A 19,691-nucleotide genomic window follows, 5' to 3' on the forward strand; every position below is an offset into this window, starting at 1 on the left:
AAGGGAAAACGCAAATGAAAAAAGCCGCCCGAAGGCGGCTTCTTGCTGTGACAGCGACCGGCGAATTACGCTTCGCGGGAGGCCTTTTTACGCTCGTGCTCTTTCAGGTGACGCTTGCGCAGGCGGATCGATTTCGGGGTGATTTCCACCAGTTCGTCGTCGTTGATGAATTCAACTGCGTATTCCAGCGACATCTGGATCGGCGGCACCAGGCGCACCGCTTCGTCGGTACCCGACGAACGCACGTTGGTCAGCTGCTTGCCCTTGATCGGGTTGACCACCAGATCGTTGTCGCGCGAGTGGATACCGATGATCATGCCTTCGTACACTGGGTCGTTGTGGACCACGAACATACGGCCGCGATCTTGCAGTTTCCAGATCGCGTAAGCAACAGCGGCGCCGTCGTCTTGCGAAATCAGCACGCCGTTGCGACGGCCGCCCAGTTCGCCGCCCTTGGTATTGTCGACCGGTGCGTATGCATCAAACACGTGCGACATCAGGCCGGTACCACGGGTCAGGGTCATGAACTCGCCCTGGAAGCCGATCAGGCCACGGGCTGGAATACGGTATTCCAGACGCACCCGGCCTTTGCCGTCCGATTCCATGTTTTGCAGGTCGCCACGACGACGGCCGAGTTCTTCCATCACGCCGCCCTGGTTGGCTTCCTCGACGTCCACCGACAGTTGCTCGTACGGCTCATGGCGCACGCCATCGACCATCTTGAACACCACGCGCGGACGCGATACGGCCAGCTCGAAACCTTCACGACGCATGTTTTCGATCAGGATGGTCAGGTGCAGCTCGCCACGGCCCGATACTTCGAAGGTGGTGTCGTCTTCGGTCGGCGCGACACGCAGCGCCACGTTGGCCTTCAATTCTTTTTCCAGACGGTCGCGCAGCTGGCGCGAGGTCACGAACTTGCCTTCGCGGCCAGCCAGCGGCGAGTTGTTGACCATGAAGTTCATGGTCAGGGTCGGTTCGTCGACGGTCAGCATCGGCAGCGCTTCCGGGGTGTCCGGTGCGCACACGGTCGAACCGATGCCGATTTCTTCGATACCGTTGATCAGCACGATGTCGCCGGCAACAGCGTCTTCAACCAGCACGCGCTCCAGGCCCTTGAAGTTCAGCACCTGGTTGATGCGGCCTTTGATCGGGGTCGCGTCAGGGCCGTTCATTACCACCACGTCCTGGCCGGTTTTCACACGGCCGCGGTTGATACGGCCAATGCCGATCTTGCCCACGTACGACGAGTAGTCCAGCGAGGTGATTTGCATCTGCAGCGGGCCGTCTGGATTGTCGTCACGGACTGGCACGTGTTCCAGGATGGCGTCGAACAGCGGCTTCATGTCGCCCGAGCGCACGTCTTCGGTCAGGCCGGCATAGCCGTTCAGACCCGATGCGTACACGATAGGGAAGTCCAGCTGCTCGTCGGTTGCGCCCAGCTTGTCGAACAGTTCGAAGGTCTGGTTGATGGCCCAGTCGGCGCGCGCGCCCGGACGGTCAACCTTGTTCACGACGACGATCGGCTTCAGGCCCAGGGCCAGCGCTTTACGGGTCACGAAACGGGTCTGTGGCATTGGGCCTTCTTGCGCGTCCACCAGCAGCAGAACCGAGTCAACCATCGACAGCACACGTTCCACTTCGCCGCCGAAGTCGGCGTGGCCTGGGGTGTCGACGATGTTGATGTGGGTGCCTTCGTACTCAACCGCGCAGTTCTTCGACAGAATCGTAATGCCGCGCTCTTTTTCGAGGTCGTTCGAGTCCATCACACGGGTATCAACCGCTTGGTTTTCACGGAAGGTGCCGGACTGGCGCAGCAGTTGGTCAACCAGGGTGGTTTTGCCGTGGTCAACGTGGGCGATGATTGCAATATTGCGAATTGCGCGTTTAGTAGTAGACATGGTTTGTATATTTGCGAAAAACTGCGAGTGAGTACCTTCGAGGCACACGAAGCCCTCTAGTATAGCATGTTGCGATGCAACTCTAGCGCTTTATTGCGGCGTAAATGCGATTAAACGTTCGGGCGCCAGAATGCTGTATTCGCCGAGGATGGCGGTGCCCAGCAATTTGTCGTCCAGGTAGACGCGCACCCTGCCCTGCTCCTGCGGCACGGTGATCGTCGGCTCCTTGCCCAGCGGCAGGCGCTGGCCATTGAGGAAGCGCTTGGCCAGCTCGGCGTTGAGCTGCACCGCCGGGAAGCTCGCCAGCAAGGCGTCGACCGGCGACAGCAGCGACAGCGGCGCCTCATGCGCCACCAGTTGGTCGAGCGTGACCATGTGCTCCATCGTCAGCGCGCCGACTTGGGTGCGGCGCAGGGCGTTCAGGTGGGCGCCGCAGCCGAGCGCCTCGCCGATGTCCTGGCCCAGCACGCGGATGTAAGTGCCCTTGCTGCAGGTGACCGACAGCTTGAGGAACGGCGCCTCGTACGAGATCAGTTCCAGCTGGTGGATGATGACGTTGCGCGCTTCGCGCTCCAGCGTGATACCGGCGCGGGCGTATTCGTACAGCGGCTTGCCGTCGCGCTTCAGGGCCGAGTACATCGGCGGCACTTGGGCGATCGGGCCGCGGAATTTTTCCAGCACGGCGTGGATCTGCTCCAGCGTAACGTGGACGTCGCGCGTCTCCACCACTTCGCCTTCGGTGTCGCCGGTGTCGGTGGTCTGGCCCAGGTGGACGATGGTTTCGTAGGTCTTGTCGGCTTCCAGCAAGTCCTGCGAGAACTTGGTGGCTTCGCCAAAGCACAGCGGCAGCAGGCCGGTGGCGAACGGATCGAGGGTGCCGGTGTGGCCGGCCTTCTTGGCGTTCAGCACGCGCTTGGCCTTGATCAGCGCATCGTTGCTGGAAAAGCCAACCGGCTTGTCGAGCAGCAGCACGCCGTCCACCAGGTCGCGGACTTTTTTTGGATGGGATTGCTTCATAGTCGCTTCAGGATTGGGTCCCGGCCTACGCCGGAACGACCGTCGCTCCGGCGCAGGCCGGAGCCCAATTATTCCTCGCCGTCGTCGAGCGAGCGGGTGCTGTTGGCCTGGTCGATCAGCGCCGACATGGCCATGCCGCGCGCGGCCGAGGTGTCGTGCACGAAGTGCAGTTGCGGCAGCGTGTGGATGTGCAGGCGCTTGCCCAGCTGGTTGCGCAGGTAGCCGGAGGCGGCGTTCAGGCCGGCCAGCGTGTTCTTCACGGTTTCCGCGTCGTCCTTCAGCATGGTGAAGTAGATCTTGGCGTGGGCGTAGTCCGGGGTCAGCTGCACTTCGGCCAGCGTGATCATGCCGACGCGCGGGTCTTTCAGTTCGAATACGATCAGTTCAGACAAATCCTTCTGGATCTGATCGGCCACGCGCTGGCCGCGCTGTGGGATGTTTTTGCTATGTTTTGCCATGATGATTCCATAAACGGCAAGTGGACGGGAAGGCCCGTCCACTTTACCAGATACTGCTGTGCGTCCCGAAATTACAGGGTACGCGCGATTTCCTGCACTTCGAACACTTCCAGCGTATCACCCACCTGGATGTCGTTGTAAGCCTTCAGCGACAGGCCGCACTCCAGACCGGCGCGTACTTCTTTCGCATCGTCCTTGAAGCGTTTGAGCGAGTCGATCTCGCCAGTCCAGACCACGATGTTGTTGCGCAGCAGGCGAACCGACGAGGTACGCTTGACCACACCATCGGTAACCAGGCAGCCGGCGATCGCGCCAACTTTGGACACCAGGATAACCTGGCGCACTTCCACCTGGCCGGTGACGGTTTCGCGCTTCTCTGGCGCCAGCATGCCGGACAGTGCTGCTTTCACCTCTTCGATCGCGTCGTAGATGATGTTGTAGTAGCGGATGTCCACGCCGTTCGATTCGGCCAGCTTGCGCGCCTGAGCATCAGCACGGGCGTTGAAGCCGATGATGACCGCTTTCGAAGCGACTGCCAGGTTGACGTCCGACTCGGTGATGCCACCAACGGCAGCGTGCACAACTTGTACGCGCACTTCCGAGGTCGACAGTTTCTGCAGCGAGCCCACCAGCGCTTCCTGCGAACCTTGCACGTCGGTCTTGATGATCAGCGGCAGGTTTTTCACTTCGCCTTCGGCCATCTGGTCGAACATGTTTTCCAGTTTCGCCGCTTGCTGCTTGGCCAGTTTCACGTCGCGGAACTTACCTTGACGGAACAGGCCGATCTCACGGGCTTTACGCTCGTCCGCCATGACCATGACTTCTTCACCGGCTTGCGGCACTTCGGTCAGACCCTGGATTTCGACCGGGATCGAAGGACCGGCTTCAGCGATAGGCTTGCCGTTCTCGTCCAGCATCGCACGAACGCGACCGTAGGACGAACCCGCCAGCACCACGTCGCCGCGCTTCAGCGTACCGGACTGAACCAGGATGGTGGCCACCGGGCCCTTACCCTTGTCCAGACGGCCTTCAACCACCAGGCCGCGCGCCGGTGCATCGACCGGTGCTTTCAGTTCCAGCACCTCGGCTTGCAGCAGCACTTGCTCCAGCAGGTTGTCGATGCCTTCGCCGGTCTTGGCCGATACCGGCACGAATGGCGATTCGCCACCGTATTCTTCCGGCACCACGCTCTCGGCAACCAGCTCTTGCGTGACACGGTCGACGTTGCCACCCGGTTTGTCGATCTTGTTGATCGCCACCACCAGTGGTACGCCGGCCGCTTTCGCGTGAGCGATAGCTTCTTTGGTTTGCGGCATCACGCCGTCGTCGGCTGCCACCACCAGAATAACGATGTCGGTGGCTTTCGCACCGCGGGCACGCATCGCCGTAAAGGCTTCGTGACCCGGCGTATCCAGGAAGGTGACGATGCCGCGCGGGGTTTCCACGTGGTAGGCGCCGATGTGCTGGGTAATGCCGCCAGCTTCGCCCGACGCCACTTTGGCGCGGCGGATGTAGTCCAGCAGCGAGGTTTTACCGTGGTCGACGTGACCCATGACGGTCACCACCGGTGCCCGCGATACGGCTTCGTAGTGCGCGTGCTCGCCCTGGTCTGCCAGGATCGCTTCCGGATCGTCCATCTCGGCGGCAAACGCCTTGTGGCCCATCTCTTCCACCACGATCATCGCGGTTTCCTGGTCCAGCACCTGGTTGATGGTGCACATCTGGCCCAGCTTCATCAGCTGCTTGATGACCTCGGATGCCTTGACCGACATCTTGTGCGCCAGTTCGGCCACGGTGATGGTTTCAGGAACGTGCACATCCTTGACGATGGCTTCGGTCGGGGCCTGGAAGTTGGTTTCGCGATCATCCGATTGATGATGGCGACGACCACCCTTGCCACCGCGCCAGCTGTCGCGGCCGGTGCTTGGGCCGGTGCTGGCGCCACGGCCTTTGCCACCGCCCGGCGCACCGCGCTTCTTGGCGTCGTCCTGCCAGGTCGACGAGACATTGGCCGATTTGATCGACTTCTTGTCGGCGCCGCCCACGGCTGGCTTCTTGTCGTCTTTCTTCTCGCCCGGCTTGGCTGCATTGGCGGCGGTAGCCGGCTTGTGCAGCGTGCCTTCGGCAACTTTCGGCTTGACCGGAGCCGGTGCCGGCTCAGGTGCTTTGATGGCGCGGCGCGGCGCGTTCATCATGGCCTTGATCTGGGCTACCTCGTCAGCCACGGCCTGGCGTGCGCGCTCGGTGGCAGCGGCTTGTTCAGCGGCTTCCTTGGCGGCGGCGGCGACCTTCTTCTTGGCTTCGTCGGCGGCTTTTTGCTTGGCTTCTTCAGCAGCGGCGTCCACGGTCGGCGCGGCAGCCGGCGCAGCGGCGGCAGCGGCCTTGGCGGCAGCGGCTTTCTTCGCTTCCTCTTCGGCTTCGCGCTTGGCGGCGGCTTCGGCTTCGGCGGTGGCCTTGGCCTGGGCGGCTTTATCCGCTTCCAGCTTGGCCAGGCGTTCCTGCTTCTCGCGCAGCTCGGCTTCCTGGCGTGCGATCAGCTCCGCTTGCTTGCGGGCCTCTTCTTCGCGGCGTGCGGCTTCAGCCGCGTCGATCACCGGCGCGGCCGGCGCGGCTGCGGTGGTGGTCAGCGGTTCGTCGCGCTGCACGAAGGTGCGGGTTTTCTTGACGGCGACCTGGATGGTGCGGGCCTTGCCATTGGCGTCGGCCTGCTTGATCTCGGTGGTTTCCTTGCGCGTCAGCGTAATTTTCTTCTTCTCTTCAGCACCGGCGCCGTGGGTACGGCGCAGGTGGTCGAGCAGCTTATCCTTATCATCTTTCGACAATGGATCTGACGTCGAACTTTTTTCGACGCCGGCAGAACGCAGCTGCGTCAGCAGCAAGTCTGCAGGCATCTTCAGTTCGGTGGCAAATTGGGCTACGTTGTTACTCGCCATTCAGTCCTCTTTTCTATGTGTCGCGGAGATGATAAAAATACTCAAATTAAGCCTTTGCAGATTCAGTGAGACTCCAGGCCTTGGCTTGCAAGCCTTTGGCGCGGTCGTCGTACTTCGCATCAACCAACTTCATCTCATCGTCGGTCACATCTTCAAATTCACTCGTAATCAGTGCTCGTGCACGGTCAGACGACAGGGCCAGAATGGCACCGAACTCGTCATAAGCCAGGCCGGCAAAAGCCTCTACCGTTTTGATACCAGCCAGGCCCAGCTTGCCGGCGGTGATGCGGTCCATGCCTTCCAGACCGACCAGCGCCTCGTCCATGCCTTCCAGGCCTTCTTCCGAAGCGATGGCTTCGGTGACCAGGGCGTCACGGGCGCGGGTGCGCAGTTCGTTGACGGTATCTTCGTCGAACGATTCAATCTCCAGCATTTCCGAGATTGGCACGTAAGCGATTTCTTCCAGGCTGGCAAAGCCTTCTTCCACCAGGATGTCGGCCACTTCCTGGTCGACGTCCAGTTTTTCCATGAACAGCGCGCGGATCGCGGCGGTTTCCTGGGCTGCCTTGTCGGCCGATTCCTCGGCCGTCATGATGTTGATCTTCCAGCCGGTCAGGTCGGAAGCCAGGCGTACGTTCTGGCCGGAGCGGCCGATGGCGATCGCCAGGTTTTCTTCGTCCACCACCACGTCCATCGCGTGCTTCTCTTCGTCGACGACGATCGAGGACACGTTGGCCGGGGCCAGCGCGCCGATCACGAACTGGGCCGGATCTTCCGACCACAGCACGATGTCCACGCGCTCGCCGCCCAGCTCGCCGGTCACGGCTTGCACGCGCGAACCGCGCATGCCCACGCAGGTACCGATCGGATCGATACGCTTGTCGGCGGTGTAGACGGCAATCTTGGCGCGTACGCCGGCGTCGCGGGCGGCCGATTTAATTTCCAGCATGCCTTGTTCGATTTCCGGCACTTCCAGTTCGAACAGCTTCATGATGAACTCTGGCGCGGTGCGCGACAGGATCACTTGCGGGCCGCGCATATTGCGGTCAACGCGCAGGATGTAAGCACGGACGCGGTCGCCGATACGCAGGTTCTCTTTCGGGATCATCTGGTCGCGCGGCAGGCGGGCTTCGATCTTGCCCGATTCCACGATGGCGTCGCCACGTTCCATGCGCTTGATGGTGCCGGTGACCAGCGAATCGCCGCGTTCCAGGAAGTCGGCCAGGATCTGTTCGCGCTCGGCGTCGCGCACGCGCTGCAGCACCACTTGCTTGGTGTCTTGCGCGAAGCGGCGGCCGAATTCCACCGATTCAATCGGCTCTTCGATGTAGTCGTCCACTTCGATATCGGCGATCTGTTCTTTCGCTTCGAAGTGCAGGATTTCCTGGTCCGGCAGCTGCAGGCCCGCTTCATCAGGCACCACGTGCCAGCGACGGAAGGATTCGAACTCACCCGACTCGCGATCGATCGAAACGCGGATGTCGACTTCACCCTCATAGCGTTTCTTCGTGGCTTGCGCCAACGCGAACTCCAGTGCGCCGAAAACCACATCTTTATCGACGTTCTTTTCACGCGCCAGCGCGTCTACCAATAACAAAACTTCGCGACTCATGCTTTGCGTCCCTTAAAATCCACCTGCGGCACCAAGCGTGCCTTATCCACATCGGCGAGTGTGAAATCCAACTGCGCCGGACCTTCATTGCTTTCAAATTCCAACGACAAATTCTCGCCCTCGGGTTCCAGCAGGACCCCCGTGAACGATTTCCGGTTGTTCGTACCCGGCATGGCTGCGCGCAGTTTAATGACGACTTCGCAACCGGCAAAACGTGCAAAATCCGACAGCTTGCGCAGCGGACGATCCAGCCCCGGCGACGAGATTTCGAGACGCTCGTAAGGAATGTTCTCGACCGTCAGCAAGTGCGACAGCTGGTGGCTGACCGTGGCGCAATCTTCCACGGTGATCGGACCTTTTTCTTCGGCATCTTCTGCGCTGAAATCGATAAACACGCGCAGCAGTCCGCGCTCGGCCCGTTCGACATCAACCAGCTCATAGCCCAGACCGGCGACGGTCTTTTCAATTAATTCCGGCAGCTGCAAGAAAATTCTCCAGTTCAAGACCTGTTTATGCAGAGGCATAAAACAAGCCTGTTAAAACGGTTCAACAAAAAAAAAATGGGCATCTGCCCATCTTCTTAAAACACCTAGCCAGATGAAGAGTTCCGCAGCAAGAGTGCGATTCAGAACTTCTACTAGGCTGGATATTATAACCTTATATGAACTTCGCTGCAATGCCGCACGGGCGGCATGGCAGACTTACAACAAGGTTTAAGATACTTGATTAGCCCTTGCGGCGGCGCGGCATGCCGTGATCGGCGGCGCCGCCACGCGGCTGCTGGCCACGGCGCGGCGCGCCGCTTGCGGCACCAAAACCGAAGGTGGTTTGCAGCGGATCAGGCTGGCGCGGACCACGGCTCGGACCTTTGGCTTGCTGGTCGCGCCCCTGGCCGCCACGGCCTTGACCGCCTTGCCCCTGACCTTGCGGACGGCCGCCCTGGCCCTGGCCGCGCGGACCCGGCGCCTCGCCCAGCGGACGGCCGCCGGCATAAGCACCAATCCCCTGCGGACGACCGCCCGGACGGCTCGAGGTTTGCCCCTGGCCACCCTGGCCGCCCGGACGGCCTTTGCCGCCACGGTTGCCATTGCCGCCGCCGTTGCCGCCGAAACCACCCTGGCCACGGCCGCCGCTACGCGGCTGCTTGGCGAAAGGCAGCGCGTTGGCGTTGCTCAGGTCGGCACGGTTGAAGTTCGGCTCGTTTTCGTCGTCCTCGTCGTCATCGTCGAAATCACGCTCATCGCGACGGTCGGCGCGCTCGGCGTGCTGGTCGCGGTTGCCGTTGCGGCCGCGCTTTTCCGGACCCTTGTTCTGGGCCGGCTTGGCTGGCTGCGGCGACTTGCCCGCAGCCGGCTGCTGCGGCTTGGCGCCATCGCCGCCTTTTTTCTCGATGCTGTAGGCCGCCATCAGGCCGCGTACTGCATTTTCTTCCATCTCTTCCCAGCGGCCGCGTTTCAGGCTGCTCGGCAGGGTCATGGCACCGTAGCGGGTACGGATCAGGCGCGACACGGTCAGGCCGATCGCCTCGAACATGCGGCGCACCTCGCGGTTACGGCCTTCGCCGATGATCACGCGGTACCACTTGTTGATGCCCTCGCCGCCACCGTCGGCGATCTTGGAGAACTGCGCCACGCCGTCTTCCAGCTCCACGCCGGCCAGCAGCTTCTGGCGCATGCCCTCTTCCAGCACGCCCAGCGTACGCACTGCGTATTCACGGTCGATGCCGTAGCGCGGGTGCATCAGGCGGTTGGCCAGGTCACCGGAAGTGGTGAACAGCAGCAGGCCTTCGGTGTTGAAGTCCAGGCGGCCGACGGCCAGCCATTTGCCGGCCTTCATGGTCGGCAGGCGATCGAACACCGATGGACGGCCATCCGGATCGTCCATCGAGACGATTTCGCCGGCTGGCTTGTGATAGATCAGCACGCGCGGCGGCTTCTTGCTCACGCGGCGCTGGATCAGCTTGCCGTTGATGCGTACCGCATCGGTCGGCAGGATGCGCTGGCCGATGTGGGCCGGCTCGCCGTTGACCGACACGCGGCCGGACACAATCAGTTCTTCCATATCGCGGCGCGAGCCGAGACCGGCTTCGGCCAGCACCTTGTGCAGCTTCGGCGCGTCGTCGTCCGAGGTCAGGTCGCGGCGCGCAGCCTTCGACTGCTGACGGCCCTTGCCCTGCTCTTCGCTATCGAAAGCATCCGACGTGACGTACGAGAACGCGGCATCGGCGTCGTTGGCCTTGGCACCACCGGCGTTCTGGCCGCCACGCTGCTTGCCGTTCTTGTTCTTCTTGCCGTTGCGCTGATTCTGATTATTGCGCTGCTCATGGCGCGGCTTGCCGTCGCGGGCCACCGGCGCGGCAACACCCTCTTCCGCAGCTGCGGCGACGCCTTCGGCGGCGACCACCGGCTCAGGACGCGGCATCGTCGCTTCGCGCAGTGCGCGCTGCTCGCGCATCTGGCGCGGACCGCGTGGACGCTGGCCGCGAACCACACCTTGATCACCTTCGGCCGGGGCAGCAGCCACAGCCGGCGCAGCGGCAGAAGCCGGCGCGGCAACTGGCGCCTCGACGGCCACTTCAGCAGCCGGTGCAGCAGCCTTTTTGGCGCGCGGCTTGACCGGCTTGGCGGCTGGCGCGTCACCCTCGGCGACCGCAACAGCAGCGTCGGCCTTCTTGGCGCGCGGTTTCTTCAGGGAAGCGGCCGACAGGCTGGCGGGTGCATCGGCGACGGCCGGTACAGCAGCTTCGGCTTCGCCGGCGGCGGCAGCCTTGGTCTTGCGCGGCGCCTTAGGCTTGGCAGCAGGCGCTTCGCCCGCTGCGATGGCGGCGTTGTCGGCCTCGATCTGCGCTTTGGTGCGGCGCTTAGGCTTGGCGGCAACTTCGGTCGCTACTGCGTCGGAGACGGTCTCAGGGGTATCAGGTTTGTTCATTATTCGTTTCTTGGTTGTGCTCAGCGTCAACCGTTAAATCTGGCGCGGGGCCGGTTTCTTGCTCAACTGCTTGCTCAGCACTATCTTGCTGCGCAGCTTTCTCAAAGTTCTCTTGCAGAGCCGCTTCCAGGGTTTCCATCGCGTTCTGACCATCGCTGATTTGCTGCAAGGGAGGCAGCTGGGACAGCGAATTCAAGCCCAAATCATCCAAAAACTGCTTGGTGGTGCCCAGTAAGGCCGGGCGGCCGACGACATCGCGATAACCGACGGCGTCCACCCAGCCACGATCTTCCAGCATCTTGATCGTCTGCGAATTAACGGCTACGCCGCGTATCTCTTCGATATCGCCCCGCGTGACCGGCTGGCGATAGGCAATGATGGCCAGCGTCTCCAGCGTCGCCCGCGTGTACTTGGGCGGCTTTTCCGGATTCAGGCGATCCAGGTACAACTTCATTTCCGGGCGGCTCTGGAAGCGCCAACCGGTTGCCAGGCTAATCACTTCCACGCCCTTGCCGGCCCAATCGAGCCGCAATTCTTCCAGCAATTCCTTGATCGTGTCGGCGCCGATGCCGGGGCCGCGCGGTCGGTCCTGATCGTCCAGTTCGACAAACAGCTTTTTCAGACTGTGGATCGATAACGGCTCACGAGCGCATAGCAAGGCGGTTTCGAGGACTTTTTTAGCCTCAAGATTATCCATAAGCAAAAATGAAAGAAATCAATCACATTCAGCGAGGCTGGTGGGAGTACTCACTGAAGCTGCTTTTCCGACGCCAAGGCCTATGCGCACCTGGCGGGAGAGAGGGACATGCCGGCAACGGCCGAAACCGTTGCTTTCTACGTGAAACGTGGGCAGGAAGCCAGACGTTTCATCCAACACCGCGAATTGTACCTGATAAAACTGCAAAACGCGCATTTCGACGTCATCGAAATGTAACTGAGCTTACGCGGCAGCAAGTCTCTCCGACAAGATTGCCGAAACGCCAACGAAGGCCGGGTATTCTGCGGTGATCACCCAGGTCGGCACCGCCGACAGGTATTTATTGAAACGGCCCTTGGCCTCAAAGCGGGCGCGGAAGCCGGAACGGTCGAAACGGTCGCCCAGTTTCGGCACGATGCCGCCGCCGATGTAGATGCCGCCCTGCGCACCCAGCGTCACGGCGATATTGCCGGCGATGGTGCCCAGCATGCAGCAGAAGGCTTCGATGGCGTCGTCGCACAGCGAGCATTCGCCGGCCAGCGCGCGGCGCGAGATGTCGGCCGCGCTCAGTTTTTCCGCCGGCAGGTCGTTGTGGTCGGCCAGGGCGCGGTAGATCAGTTCGATACCGGCGCCGGACATCAGGCGTTCGGCCGACACGTGTTCGAATTCTTTCCAGGCGAATTGCAGGATCGCCACTTCGGTCGGGTTGGCCGGCGAGAAGGTCACGTGGCCGCCTTCGCTCAGCAGCGCAGTCCAGCCATCCTTGCCCGGAATCAGGCCGGAGACGCCGAGGCCGGTGCCGGCGCCGATCAGGCCCAGCGGGGTGCCCGGCACGCCGACGCCGCCGCCGACCTGGTGTTTTTGCGTTGCCGACAGTTGCGGCAGCGAGCTGGCCAGCGCGGTGAAGTCGTTCACCACCACCAGGGTGTCGAAGTTGACTTCGCGGCGCAGCGCTTCAATCGAGAATGCCCAGTGGTGATTGGTCATGCTCACCATGTCGCCGGTGACCGGGTTGGCGATTGCAATCGCGCCATTCCGGATGCCGGTGACGCCGGCCTGGGCGACGGTTGGCGAGGCCAGGTACGCGACCAGGGCGGCGGCCAAGGTCGGGTAAGCGGCGCACGCCAGCACTTCGATCGCCTCAATCTTGCCCGGAGCGGTTTCCAGCGCGAAGCGCGCGTTGGTGCCGCCGATATCCGCCAGCAGACGCGGGCCACCAGGGAGAGCAGTGGTCAGGGAGGGAGGCGTTTGTACGGACTGAGCTGTCATGATGGATCGAAATTAGTTGAGGCTTAAGCTTAAGGTATATTGCCGTTTGCAGGCAAGAAGAGTTTGTAGTTTTAGTACAGATTGCTACACAAGTTTGCAATCCGGGATATTTCGTCCGTAGTATGACTACCAGCCATTGAAATGGAATCGATTCCATACTCACCCTAAAAACAAGCACCGTCATTCCGGCCTTCGCCGGGACGACGGCACATATCAGGCGGAGGCGGTGTTGTCTTCCTGGAGCGATTCGGTGCGGAAGGCCGCGTTCCATGCTTCCAGTCCGCCATGCAGCGGACGGGCGCGGTGATAGCCCTGCCCGATCAGGGATTTCGCCACGTGGGCGGCAGTGACGTCGTTGGGGCAGCTGCAATAGACGATGATGTGGCGCCCCTTGTCCAGCGCAACGATCTCGGCATTCAGGTCGCCACCGTTGAACAGCAGCGCGCCCGGCACGGCCGGATCCAGCATTTGCGCGGTCACGCTGCGGGCATCGATCAGCACCGGCTCATTACCCTGCTCCAGCAACTGCTTGAGATCGTCGATGCTGATACGCTCGATATCAACCGACTGGTGGAAACGCTTGCGCTCCACGTACTTGAACGACACGAACAACAGCAGCAGCACGCCCAGCACGATCAGCGCGGTGGTGCCCATCGTGCTCAGGATATCCAGCACCTGGTCGACGCTGGTGTGGAAGAAGGCGCCGATGGCGATGCCGGCGCCGCTCCAGACCAGCCCGCCCAGCACGCTGAAACCGAGGAACACGCTGGTGCGGGTGCCCATCGCCCCGGCCAGCGGCGGCGCAATGGTGTTAAAGCCGGGAATGAACTTGGCGACGATCAGCGCTTTCGGGCCCCAGCGGTTGAAGTTGTCTTCGGTCTGGCTGACGCAGTAATCTGGCGACAGCGAGATCTTGCACAACAGCTTGAGGATGCGCTTGCCGTAGTAGCGCCCGGCGCGGAACCAGAAATAGTCGCTGATCAGGCAGGCGATCATGGCCACGCCCAGCACGGCGGGCCAGTGGGTGTCGCCATCGACCGACATGGCGCCGGCCACGATCAAAATCGGGAAGGCAGGGATAGGCAAGCCGATCTGTTCGACCAGCACGATCCCGAACACGATCAGGACACCATATTCTTGCAGCAGGAGGATGAGATTCGCCATTCGTCTATCTTAACTTAAAAAACGCTTAACCGCTGCCGGGGATGGCCGCCAGAAGCGCCTTGGTGTAGGGCTGTTGCGGGTTGCGGTACAACTGCTCCGCGTCGGCCAGCTCGACCACGGCGCCGTGCTGCATCACCATCACCTGGTCGGCCAAATACTTCACCACCGACAGGTCGTGCGAAATGAAGATGTATGACAGGCCCAGCTCGTCCTGTAAATCCTGCAAAAGGTTGAGCACCTGGGCCTGCACCGAAACGTCCAGCGCGGACACCGATTCGTCGCACACCAGGATTTCCGGTTGCAGGGTCAGGCAGCGGGCGATGGCGATGCGCTGCCGCTGGCCGCCCGAGAATTCATGTGGATAGTGCTTGAAGGCGGCGGCCGGCAGGCCGACTTTGTCGAGCAGGCCAAGGGCGATGGCGGTGCGCTCGCGGTCGTCGGCGCCGATGCGGTGGATGCGCATCGGTTCGAGCAGGATGTCGCCGACGGTGAAGCGCGGGTTGAGCGAGGCGTAGGGATTCTGGAAGATGATCTGGATGCGGCGCTTGTAGGCCTGGAATTCGCGCGCGGACATGGTCAGCAGGTCGCGGCCCTCGAACAGCACGCTGCCGCTGCTGGCTTGATGCAGGCGCAGCAGGGTCAGGCCGACGGTGGTTTTGCCGGAGCCGGATTCACCGACCACGCCCAGCGTCTTGCCGCGTGGGAGGGTGAAGGAAACGTCGTGCACGGCGGTGAATTCGCGCTTGCCGAACCAGCCCTGGCGCTGGGTGAAGACCTTGCTTAAATTGCGCACCTCCAGCAGCGGCGCCCCGCCGCCGCCGCCGTCGTCGTTCCGGCGCAGGCCGGAACCCATAGGCTGCGTGCCGGGATGCTCAGCATGGGTTCCGGCCTGCGCCGGAACGACATCGAGGAAATCGGCAATCACCGGCAGCCGGTGCGGCCGCTGGTCCAGCTTCGGCCTGCACGCCAGCAGCGCGCGCGTGTAGGCATCCTGCGGCTCGATCAGCACTTGCTGCGCCGGCCCGGCCTCCCTCACCTCGCCATGTCGCATCACCACCACCTGATCCGCAATCTGCGCCACCAGCCCCAGATCATGCGTAATGAACAGCACCGACATCGCATGCCGCTTCTGCAGCCGCGCGATCAGCTCCATGATCTGCTTCTGGATCGTCACATCGAGCGCCGTGGTCGGCTCATCGGCAATCAGCAACTTGGGCTCGCAGGCAATCGCCATCGCGATCATCACCCGCTGCTGCTGGCCGCCGGACAACTGTCCCGGATACGCATCAATCTTCACCGCCGGCTCGGGTATGCCCACCTCCTCCAGCAATTCCAGCGTGCGCCGGCGCGCCTGCGCCGCGCTCATCTTCATATGCAGCACCAGCACTTCCGCAATCTGGGCGCCCACCGTGAACACCGGATTCAGCGACGACATCGGCTCCTGGAAAATCATCGCGATCTCCTTGCCGCAGATGGCGCGGCGCTGTTTGCCATCCAGCGCCAGCAGGTCGCGGCCGTCGAACTCAATGCCGCCTTCGACCATCGCCGATGCCGGATCCAGCAAGCCCATCACCGCCAGCGAGCTGACCGATTTACCGCTGCCGGACTCGCCCACCAGCGCCACCGTGGCGTTGCGCGGCACGCTGAACGACACGCCTTTCACCGCCTCGGCCGTGTGCTGGCGGTCGAGGCGGAAGGCCACACGCAGATTGCGTACATCGAGCAGCGTCATGCTTTCACCTTCGGATCCAGCGCGTCGCGCAACGCATCGGTAAACAGGGAGAAGGCGGTGACCAGCAGCGCCATCGCCACGGCGGCGGCGGTCAGCTGCCACCAGCGGCCGAGGATCAATTCGTTCTGCGCCTCGTTCAGCATGCTGCCCCACGAGACCACGCCGACCGGCACGCCAAAGCCGAGGAAGCTCAGAATCACCTCGGCCTTGATAAAGCCCACCACCAGAATCGACATCTGCACCAGCGCCACGTGGCTGACGTTGGGGAAGATGTGGCCGAACATCTTGCGCCAGTGCGAGGCGCCGATGGCGTCGGCGGCCAGCACGTATTCGCGCGCCTTGTGTTTGAGGTATTCGGCACGGATCAGGCGGTATGGCCCGGTCCAGCCGGTCAGGCCGAGGATCAGCACGATGGTCAGCACGCCCTTCTGCTGCAGCACCGCCGCCACGGCGAGGATCATCAGCACGGAGGGGATCGCCGTGAAGATGCTGTAGAACCAGTTGAAAAAATCGTCGACCACGCCGCCGCAATAGCCGGACACCGCGCCGAACAGCGTGCCCAGCCCGACCGCCAGCAAGGCCGCCACCAGCCCGACCACAATCGACGTCTCGCTGCCCTTGATGGTTTTCTTAATGACGTCATGGCCCCACTTGTCGCCGCCGAACGGCAGCGTCGCGCGGCGCGCCACGCCGGCCGCCGCAGCGCCCTCGCCCGCCTGCGCCCGCAACTGCGCCAGATCGCCGGCCAGCGGATCGACCACGCCATACATCTCGACACCACCAGCTCGCAACGCGCGAATATCGTCTGCAATCGGATCGAAGGGATTATCAGGCAAGGCCTGCTGCGCCACAGCCGGCGCCGCTGCAACCGCCGCGCCGCCCACAAACGACGGCGGCGCGTAATTCACGCCCACCTCGTTCTCCCAGTCGGCCACGATCAAGCCGCTGGCGGACAGCGCCACCGTCAGCAGGAAAGCCAGCACCACACCCAGCGACACCATCGCCACCCGGTCGGCGCGCAAGCGGCGCCACGCTCCATGCACCATCATGACAGCTTCACCCTCGGATCCACCGCCTGATACAGCAAGTCCGTCAGCAGATTGGCCACCATCGTCGCCGCCGCCACGTACACCGTGATCGCTTTAATAACAGGAAAATCGCTGCGCTCCACCGCCAGGATCACCTCACGCCCAATGCCAGGAATACCAAAGAAACGCTCCAGCAAAAACGCGCCGATCAACAACGCCGGCAAATTCGACATGACATAAGTCAGAATCGGAATTGCCGCATTGCGCAGCACGTGCACCCACATCACGCGCCGCTCGCTCAAGCCCTTGGCGCGCGCGGTGCGCACATAGTCCTGCCCGACCTCATCCAGCACAAAACTGCGGAACAGCCGCAAGGTCGGCGCCAGCGACACCGCCAGCCCGATCAGAATCGGCAGCACCGCATAGCGCAGCCCGTCCCAGCCCTGCACCGGAAACAAGCCCAGCTTGTACGCCAGTCCATACTGGAACACGATGATGTATACCAGAATGCTGACCGACATGCCCACCGTGCACGCGATCATCACCGCGCGATCGGTCAGCGAGCCGCGCACAAACGCGATCGCCAGCGCCAGCGCAATGCCGATCAAGGTCTCCAGCACCGTCAGCGGCACCAGCACCGTCAACGACGGCCCCAGGCGCGTGGCGATGATGTTGGCCACCGGCTCGCTGGTGGCCCAGCTCAAGCCAAAATCAACCGTCACGATCTGCTTGATGAAAATCCACAGCTGCACGTAGTACGGCTGGTCCACGCCGAGCTGGCGGCGGATGTTGGCGATGCTGTCCGCGTTCGCCATCTTCCCGGCCAGAATATAAGCCGGGTCGCCGCCCACCCAATTGAACAGCACGAACACCAGCACCACCACACCCAGCATGGTCGGCAGCATCTGCCACAGGCGGCGCACTATATAAGCCAGCATCTCTTAATCCTTGATGTCGATGTACTTCCATTCCTGATGCAGGATGGGATGCTTTTTATACCCCAGCACGCGCGGCTGCGCCAGCATATTGCGATAGCGCGAGAAGGCCGGCATGGCCGCCGCCTGCACTTCCAGCTGGCGTGCCATCTTGCGGTACAGCGCATCGCGCTCGGGTCCCGGCGGCATGCGGTGGCTGGCTTCGTACCACGCATCGAATTGCGGGTCCTGATAGCAGCCGTTGTTGTTCTGGCCGATGTTCCCGCCGTAGAACAGCTGCATGAAATTGTCGCCATCGGGATAATCGGCCAGCCATTGATAGGTGCGCGTCGGGATCTTGCACAGCGTTTCCGCCTTCTGCATATCGCTGAAAATCATGCGCTGGTTCTCCATGCGGATGCCGAGCCGGTTGTAGGTCTTGCGCCACAGCTCCGCCATCAGCACGCCGTTGGCCTCGTTGCGCGAGGTGTAAGTGATGACCAGCGGCTTGCCGTCCGGCTGGGTGCGCCAACCGTCCGCGCCTTTCTTGTAGCCGTAGCGGTCCAGCAGCTGGTTGGCCAGCACCGGGTCGTAGCGCAGCAGCGGCTGGTAAGCCGGATCGTGCCCCGCCACGCCGGAAGGAATCGGGAACGGCAGGCGCTGCGCCTCGCCGTTCAGCACCAGCCGGATTTCCTCGTCGACGTCATGTGCCATCGCGATGGCGCGGCGCAAGGCGATCTTCTCCTTGCTAAAACCGCCCACCACCGGGTCGCGCATATTCCAGTAGTAATAGCTGAGCTCAGGATCGACGATGCGCGACAGCTGCACGCCATGCGCCGCCAGCTCCGGCCGCAGCTTGCCATCGACCAGCGCCTTGGGCGACAGCGCGCCCTCCAGCCAGAACACATCGGCGCCGCCGCTGATAAAGGACAGCCAGCGCGACTGGTCTTCCAGCTGCACGCTGATTTCAATGCGGCCGATCTGCGGGATCTTCTTGCCCTGCATCTGCTGCACGATGCGCTCGTCGCCCGGTGCACTCGGCTTGAAGTCCCACACTTCGGGCAGGTGGCCGGTATTCTCTTCCAACACGATGCGGCTGCCGCGTATCCACTGCCCCAGCTTATAGACGCCGGTGCCGACCGGATGGCCGGCCACCTCGCCCTTGCTGTCGCCGTATTTGTCCACCACCTCATGCGCCACCGCCGCCAGCGGCGCGTACGCCAGGATCATGCCGAGGTTGAAGTCGGTGTGCGTGAGATGGATGCGCAGCGTGTAGCGGTCGACGATTTCCAGCCCGGCCACCGGCGCGTCGTAGTCGAAGCGGCCGGTCTTCTGCGCCTGCGCGGCCAGTGCATCCAGCCCCACCACCTTGCCTTCCAACAGCCAGGCATTGGGCGAGGCCAGGCGCGGATCGAACAGGCGCTTCCAGGAGTAGACGTAATCGGCCACGGTCAGCTCGCGCGGCTTGCCGCCGAAGGCCGGGTCGGGCGTGAAGTAGCTGCCGGGCTTCAAACGGATCAGGTAGGTCTTGCCGTCGGCCGCCACTTGCGGCAGTGCGGCCGCCGTCTCCGGCGCCAGTTGCACCGGGCGCGCCAGGTAATCGTAGGTGTACAGCGTTTCGAAGATGGCTTCGGTGATGTGGCCGGTGTAATAGTCGCGCACCTGTACCGGGTCGAAACTGGCCTCGGCGGCCGGCAGGATATAGCGCAGGGTCTTCACCGGCGCGGCCGTCGCGCAACTCATCGCCAGCATCGCTGCCGCCACCCACTTCAAGCCCTGCATACCCCATCCTCACGCCACCGAAAATACTATCCACAATACAACATCCATACCAAACTGCCGCATTTTTTTCAGGCGCGGATTTGTCGCCCGGAAGTAACGCTATGGCAGCATTAACCCAGATTTACACTTGTTGGCTTTGCGTTAATTGGTGCAAGCCATCCGTAGATTTACTAGCTTTTCGCAAGCAAATCAGTATTTCCAGCAATTTCAAACCGCTTTTCACAAAATTAGCCTCATGTTGGTGCGCGCTGCGCCC

At 62.4% G+C, this 19,691-nt stretch carries 15 protein-coding genes; 1 reads left to right on the top strand and 14 read right to left on the bottom strand.

Going from position 1 to position 19,691, the window contains the following annotated elements:
- Positions 1-65: 65 nt before the first annotated feature.
- From typA to scpB, 8 genes are all read right to left on the bottom strand, one after another.
- Positions 66-1,901 carry a translational GTPase TypA gene (gene typA, locus BMZ70_RS19735; RefSeq protein ID WP_092278591.1) on the bottom strand — a complete coding sequence of 612 codons (1,836 nt, stop codon included), beginning with the start codon at positions 1,899-1,901 and terminating at the stop codon, positions 66-68.
- Between the two features lie 90 nt (positions 1,902-1,991).
- Positions 1,992-2,918, bottom strand: a complete 927-nt coding sequence (gene truB / locus BMZ70_RS19740) for a tRNA pseudouridine(55) synthase TruB (RefSeq protein WP_092278593.1) — start codon at positions 2,916-2,918, stop codon at positions 1,992-1,994.
- A gap of 68 nt (positions 2,919-2,986) precedes the next feature.
- Positions 2,987-3,376 carry a 30S ribosome-binding factor RbfA gene (gene rbfA / locus BMZ70_RS19745; protein WP_092278595.1) on the bottom strand — a complete coding sequence of 130 codons (390 nt, stop codon included), beginning with the start codon at positions 3,374-3,376 and terminating at the stop codon, positions 2,987-2,989.
- Between the two features lie 71 nt (positions 3,377-3,447).
- Positions 3,448-6,309, bottom strand: a complete 2,862-nt coding sequence (infB, locus tag BMZ70_RS19750; protein ID WP_092278597.1) for a translation initiation factor IF-2 — start codon at positions 6,307-6,309, stop codon at positions 3,448-3,450.
- Positions 6,310-6,355: 46 nt separating this feature from the next.
- Positions 6,356-7,921, bottom strand: a complete 1,566-nt coding sequence (gene nusA, locus BMZ70_RS19755) for a transcription termination factor NusA (RefSeq protein WP_092278599.1) — start codon at positions 7,919-7,921, stop codon at positions 6,356-6,358.
- A complete protein-coding gene (gene rimP / locus BMZ70_RS19760; protein ID WP_092278601.1) occupies positions 7,918-8,406 on the bottom strand; it encodes a ribosome maturation factor RimP in 489 nt (162 codons plus the stop codon). The genes nusA and rimP overlap by 4 nt, the downstream gene beginning before the upstream one ends.
- Positions 8,407-8,647: 241 nt before the next feature.
- A complete protein-coding gene (locus BMZ70_RS19765) occupies positions 8,648-10,849 on the bottom strand; it encodes a pseudouridine synthase (protein WP_092278603.1) in 2,202 nt (733 codons plus the stop codon).
- Entirely contained in the window at positions 10,836-11,546 is a 711-nt protein-coding gene (gene scpB, locus BMZ70_RS19770) for an SMC-Scp complex subunit ScpB (protein ID WP_092278605.1), read from the bottom strand. Before scpB ends, BMZ70_RS19765 begins: the two co-directional genes overlap by 14 nt.
- Before the next feature lie 108 nt (positions 11,547-11,654).
- Here scpB and BMZ70_RS29120 point away from each other — a divergent pair, with 108 nt between their 5' ends.
- The gene (locus BMZ70_RS29120; RefSeq protein WP_255372222.1) at positions 11,655-11,783 is read left to right on the top strand and encodes a hypothetical protein; all 129 of its coding nucleotides are present in this window, start codon (positions 11,655-11,657) and stop codon (positions 11,781-11,783) included.
- Between the two features lie 6 nt (positions 11,784-11,789).
- On the opposite strand, the gene BMZ70_RS19775 is transcribed toward BMZ70_RS29120, so the two are convergent.
- The 6 genes from BMZ70_RS19775 to BMZ70_RS19800 all read right to left on the bottom strand — a co-directional run bounded on the left by BMZ70_RS19775 (position 11,790) and on the right by BMZ70_RS19800 (position 19,435).
- A complete protein-coding gene (locus BMZ70_RS19775) occupies positions 11,790-12,815 on the bottom strand; it encodes a glucokinase (RefSeq protein ID WP_092278607.1) in 1,026 nt (341 codons plus the stop codon).
- 213 nt (positions 12,816-13,028) lie between these two features.
- Positions 13,029-13,979 (bottom strand): VTT domain-containing protein, encoded by a 951-nt coding sequence (locus BMZ70_RS19780; protein WP_092278609.1) that lies wholly within the window; start codon positions 13,977-13,979, stop codon positions 13,029-13,031.
- A 25-nt stretch (positions 13,980-14,004) separates the two neighbouring features.
- Complete coding sequence (locus tag BMZ70_RS19785) at positions 14,005-15,711, bottom strand: ABC transporter ATP-binding protein (protein WP_092278611.1); 1,707 nt, start codon at positions 15,709-15,711, stop codon at positions 14,005-14,007.
- Positions 15,708-16,757 (bottom strand): ABC transporter permease, encoded by a 1,050-nt coding sequence (locus BMZ70_RS19790; RefSeq protein ID WP_092279532.1) that lies wholly within the window; start codon positions 16,755-16,757, stop codon positions 15,708-15,710. Before BMZ70_RS19790 ends, BMZ70_RS19785 begins: the two co-directional genes overlap by 4 nt.
- Positions 16,757-17,677: an ABC transporter permease gene (locus tag BMZ70_RS19795; protein ID WP_092278613.1), complete on the bottom strand. Its 921-nt coding sequence runs from the start codon at positions 17,675-17,677 to the stop codon at positions 16,757-16,759. The genes BMZ70_RS19790 and BMZ70_RS19795 overlap by 1 nt, the downstream gene beginning before the upstream one ends.
- Before the next feature lie 3 nt (positions 17,678-17,680).
- Positions 17,681-19,435: an ABC transporter substrate-binding protein gene (locus tag BMZ70_RS19800; protein ID WP_092278615.1), complete on the bottom strand. Its 1,755-nt coding sequence runs from the start codon at positions 19,433-19,435 to the stop codon at positions 17,681-17,683.
- Between the last annotated feature and the right edge of the window lie 256 nt (positions 19,436-19,691).

It is taken from the genome of Duganella sp. CF402, from assembly GCF_900109645.1.
GTDB lineage: Bacteria > Pseudomonadota > Gammaproteobacteria > Burkholderiales > Burkholderiaceae_D > Rugamonas.

Coding starts and splice junctions, on each gene's coding strand:
- truB (WP_092278593.1), bottom strand. CDS start 2,918: ATGAAGCAATCCCATCCAAAAAAAGTCCGCGACCTGGTGGACGGCGTG.
- BMZ70_RS19790 (WP_092279532.1), bottom strand. CDS start 16,757: ATGGTGCATGGAGCGTGGCGCCGCTTGCGCGCCGACCGGGTGGCGATG.
- typA (WP_092278591.1), bottom strand. CDS start 1,901: ATGTCTACTACTAAACGCGCAATTCGCAATATTGCAATCATCGCCCAC.
- BMZ70_RS19765 (WP_092278603.1), bottom strand. CDS start 10,849: ATGAACAAACCTGATACCCCTGAGACCGTCTCCGACGCAGTAGCGACC.
- scpB (WP_092278605.1), bottom strand. CDS start 11,546: ATGGATAATCTTGAGGCTAAAAAAGTCCTCGAAACCGCCTTGCTATGC.
- nusA (WP_092278599.1), bottom strand. CDS start 7,921: ATGAGTCGCGAAGTTTTGTTATTGGTAGACGCGCTGGCGCGTGAAAAG.
- BMZ70_RS19785 (WP_092278611.1), bottom strand. CDS start 15,711: ATGACGCTGCTCGATGTACGCAATCTGCGTGTGGCCTTCCGCCTCGAC.
- BMZ70_RS19780 (WP_092278609.1), bottom strand. CDS start 13,979: ATGGCGAATCTCATCCTCCTGCTGCAAGAATATGGTGTCCTGATCGTG.
- BMZ70_RS19775 (WP_092278607.1), bottom strand. CDS start 12,815: ATGACAGCTCAGTCCGTACAAACGCCTCCCTCCCTGACCACTGCTCTC.
- BMZ70_RS19795 (WP_092278613.1), bottom strand. CDS start 17,677: ATGCTGGCTTATATAGTGCGCCGCCTGTGGCAGATGCTGCCGACCATG.
- BMZ70_RS29120 (WP_255372222.1), top strand. CDS start 11,655: ATGCCGGCAACGGCCGAAACCGTTGCTTTCTACGTGAAACGTGGGCAG.
- BMZ70_RS19800 (WP_092278615.1), bottom strand. CDS start 19,435: ATGCAGGGCTTGAAGTGGGTGGCGGCAGCGATGCTGGCGATGAGTTGC.
- infB (WP_092278597.1), bottom strand. CDS start 6,309: ATGGCGAGTAACAACGTAGCCCAATTTGCCACCGAACTGAAGATGCCT.
- rbfA (WP_092278595.1), bottom strand. CDS start 3,376: ATGGCAAAACATAGCAAAAACATCCCACAGCGCGGCCAGCGCGTGGCC.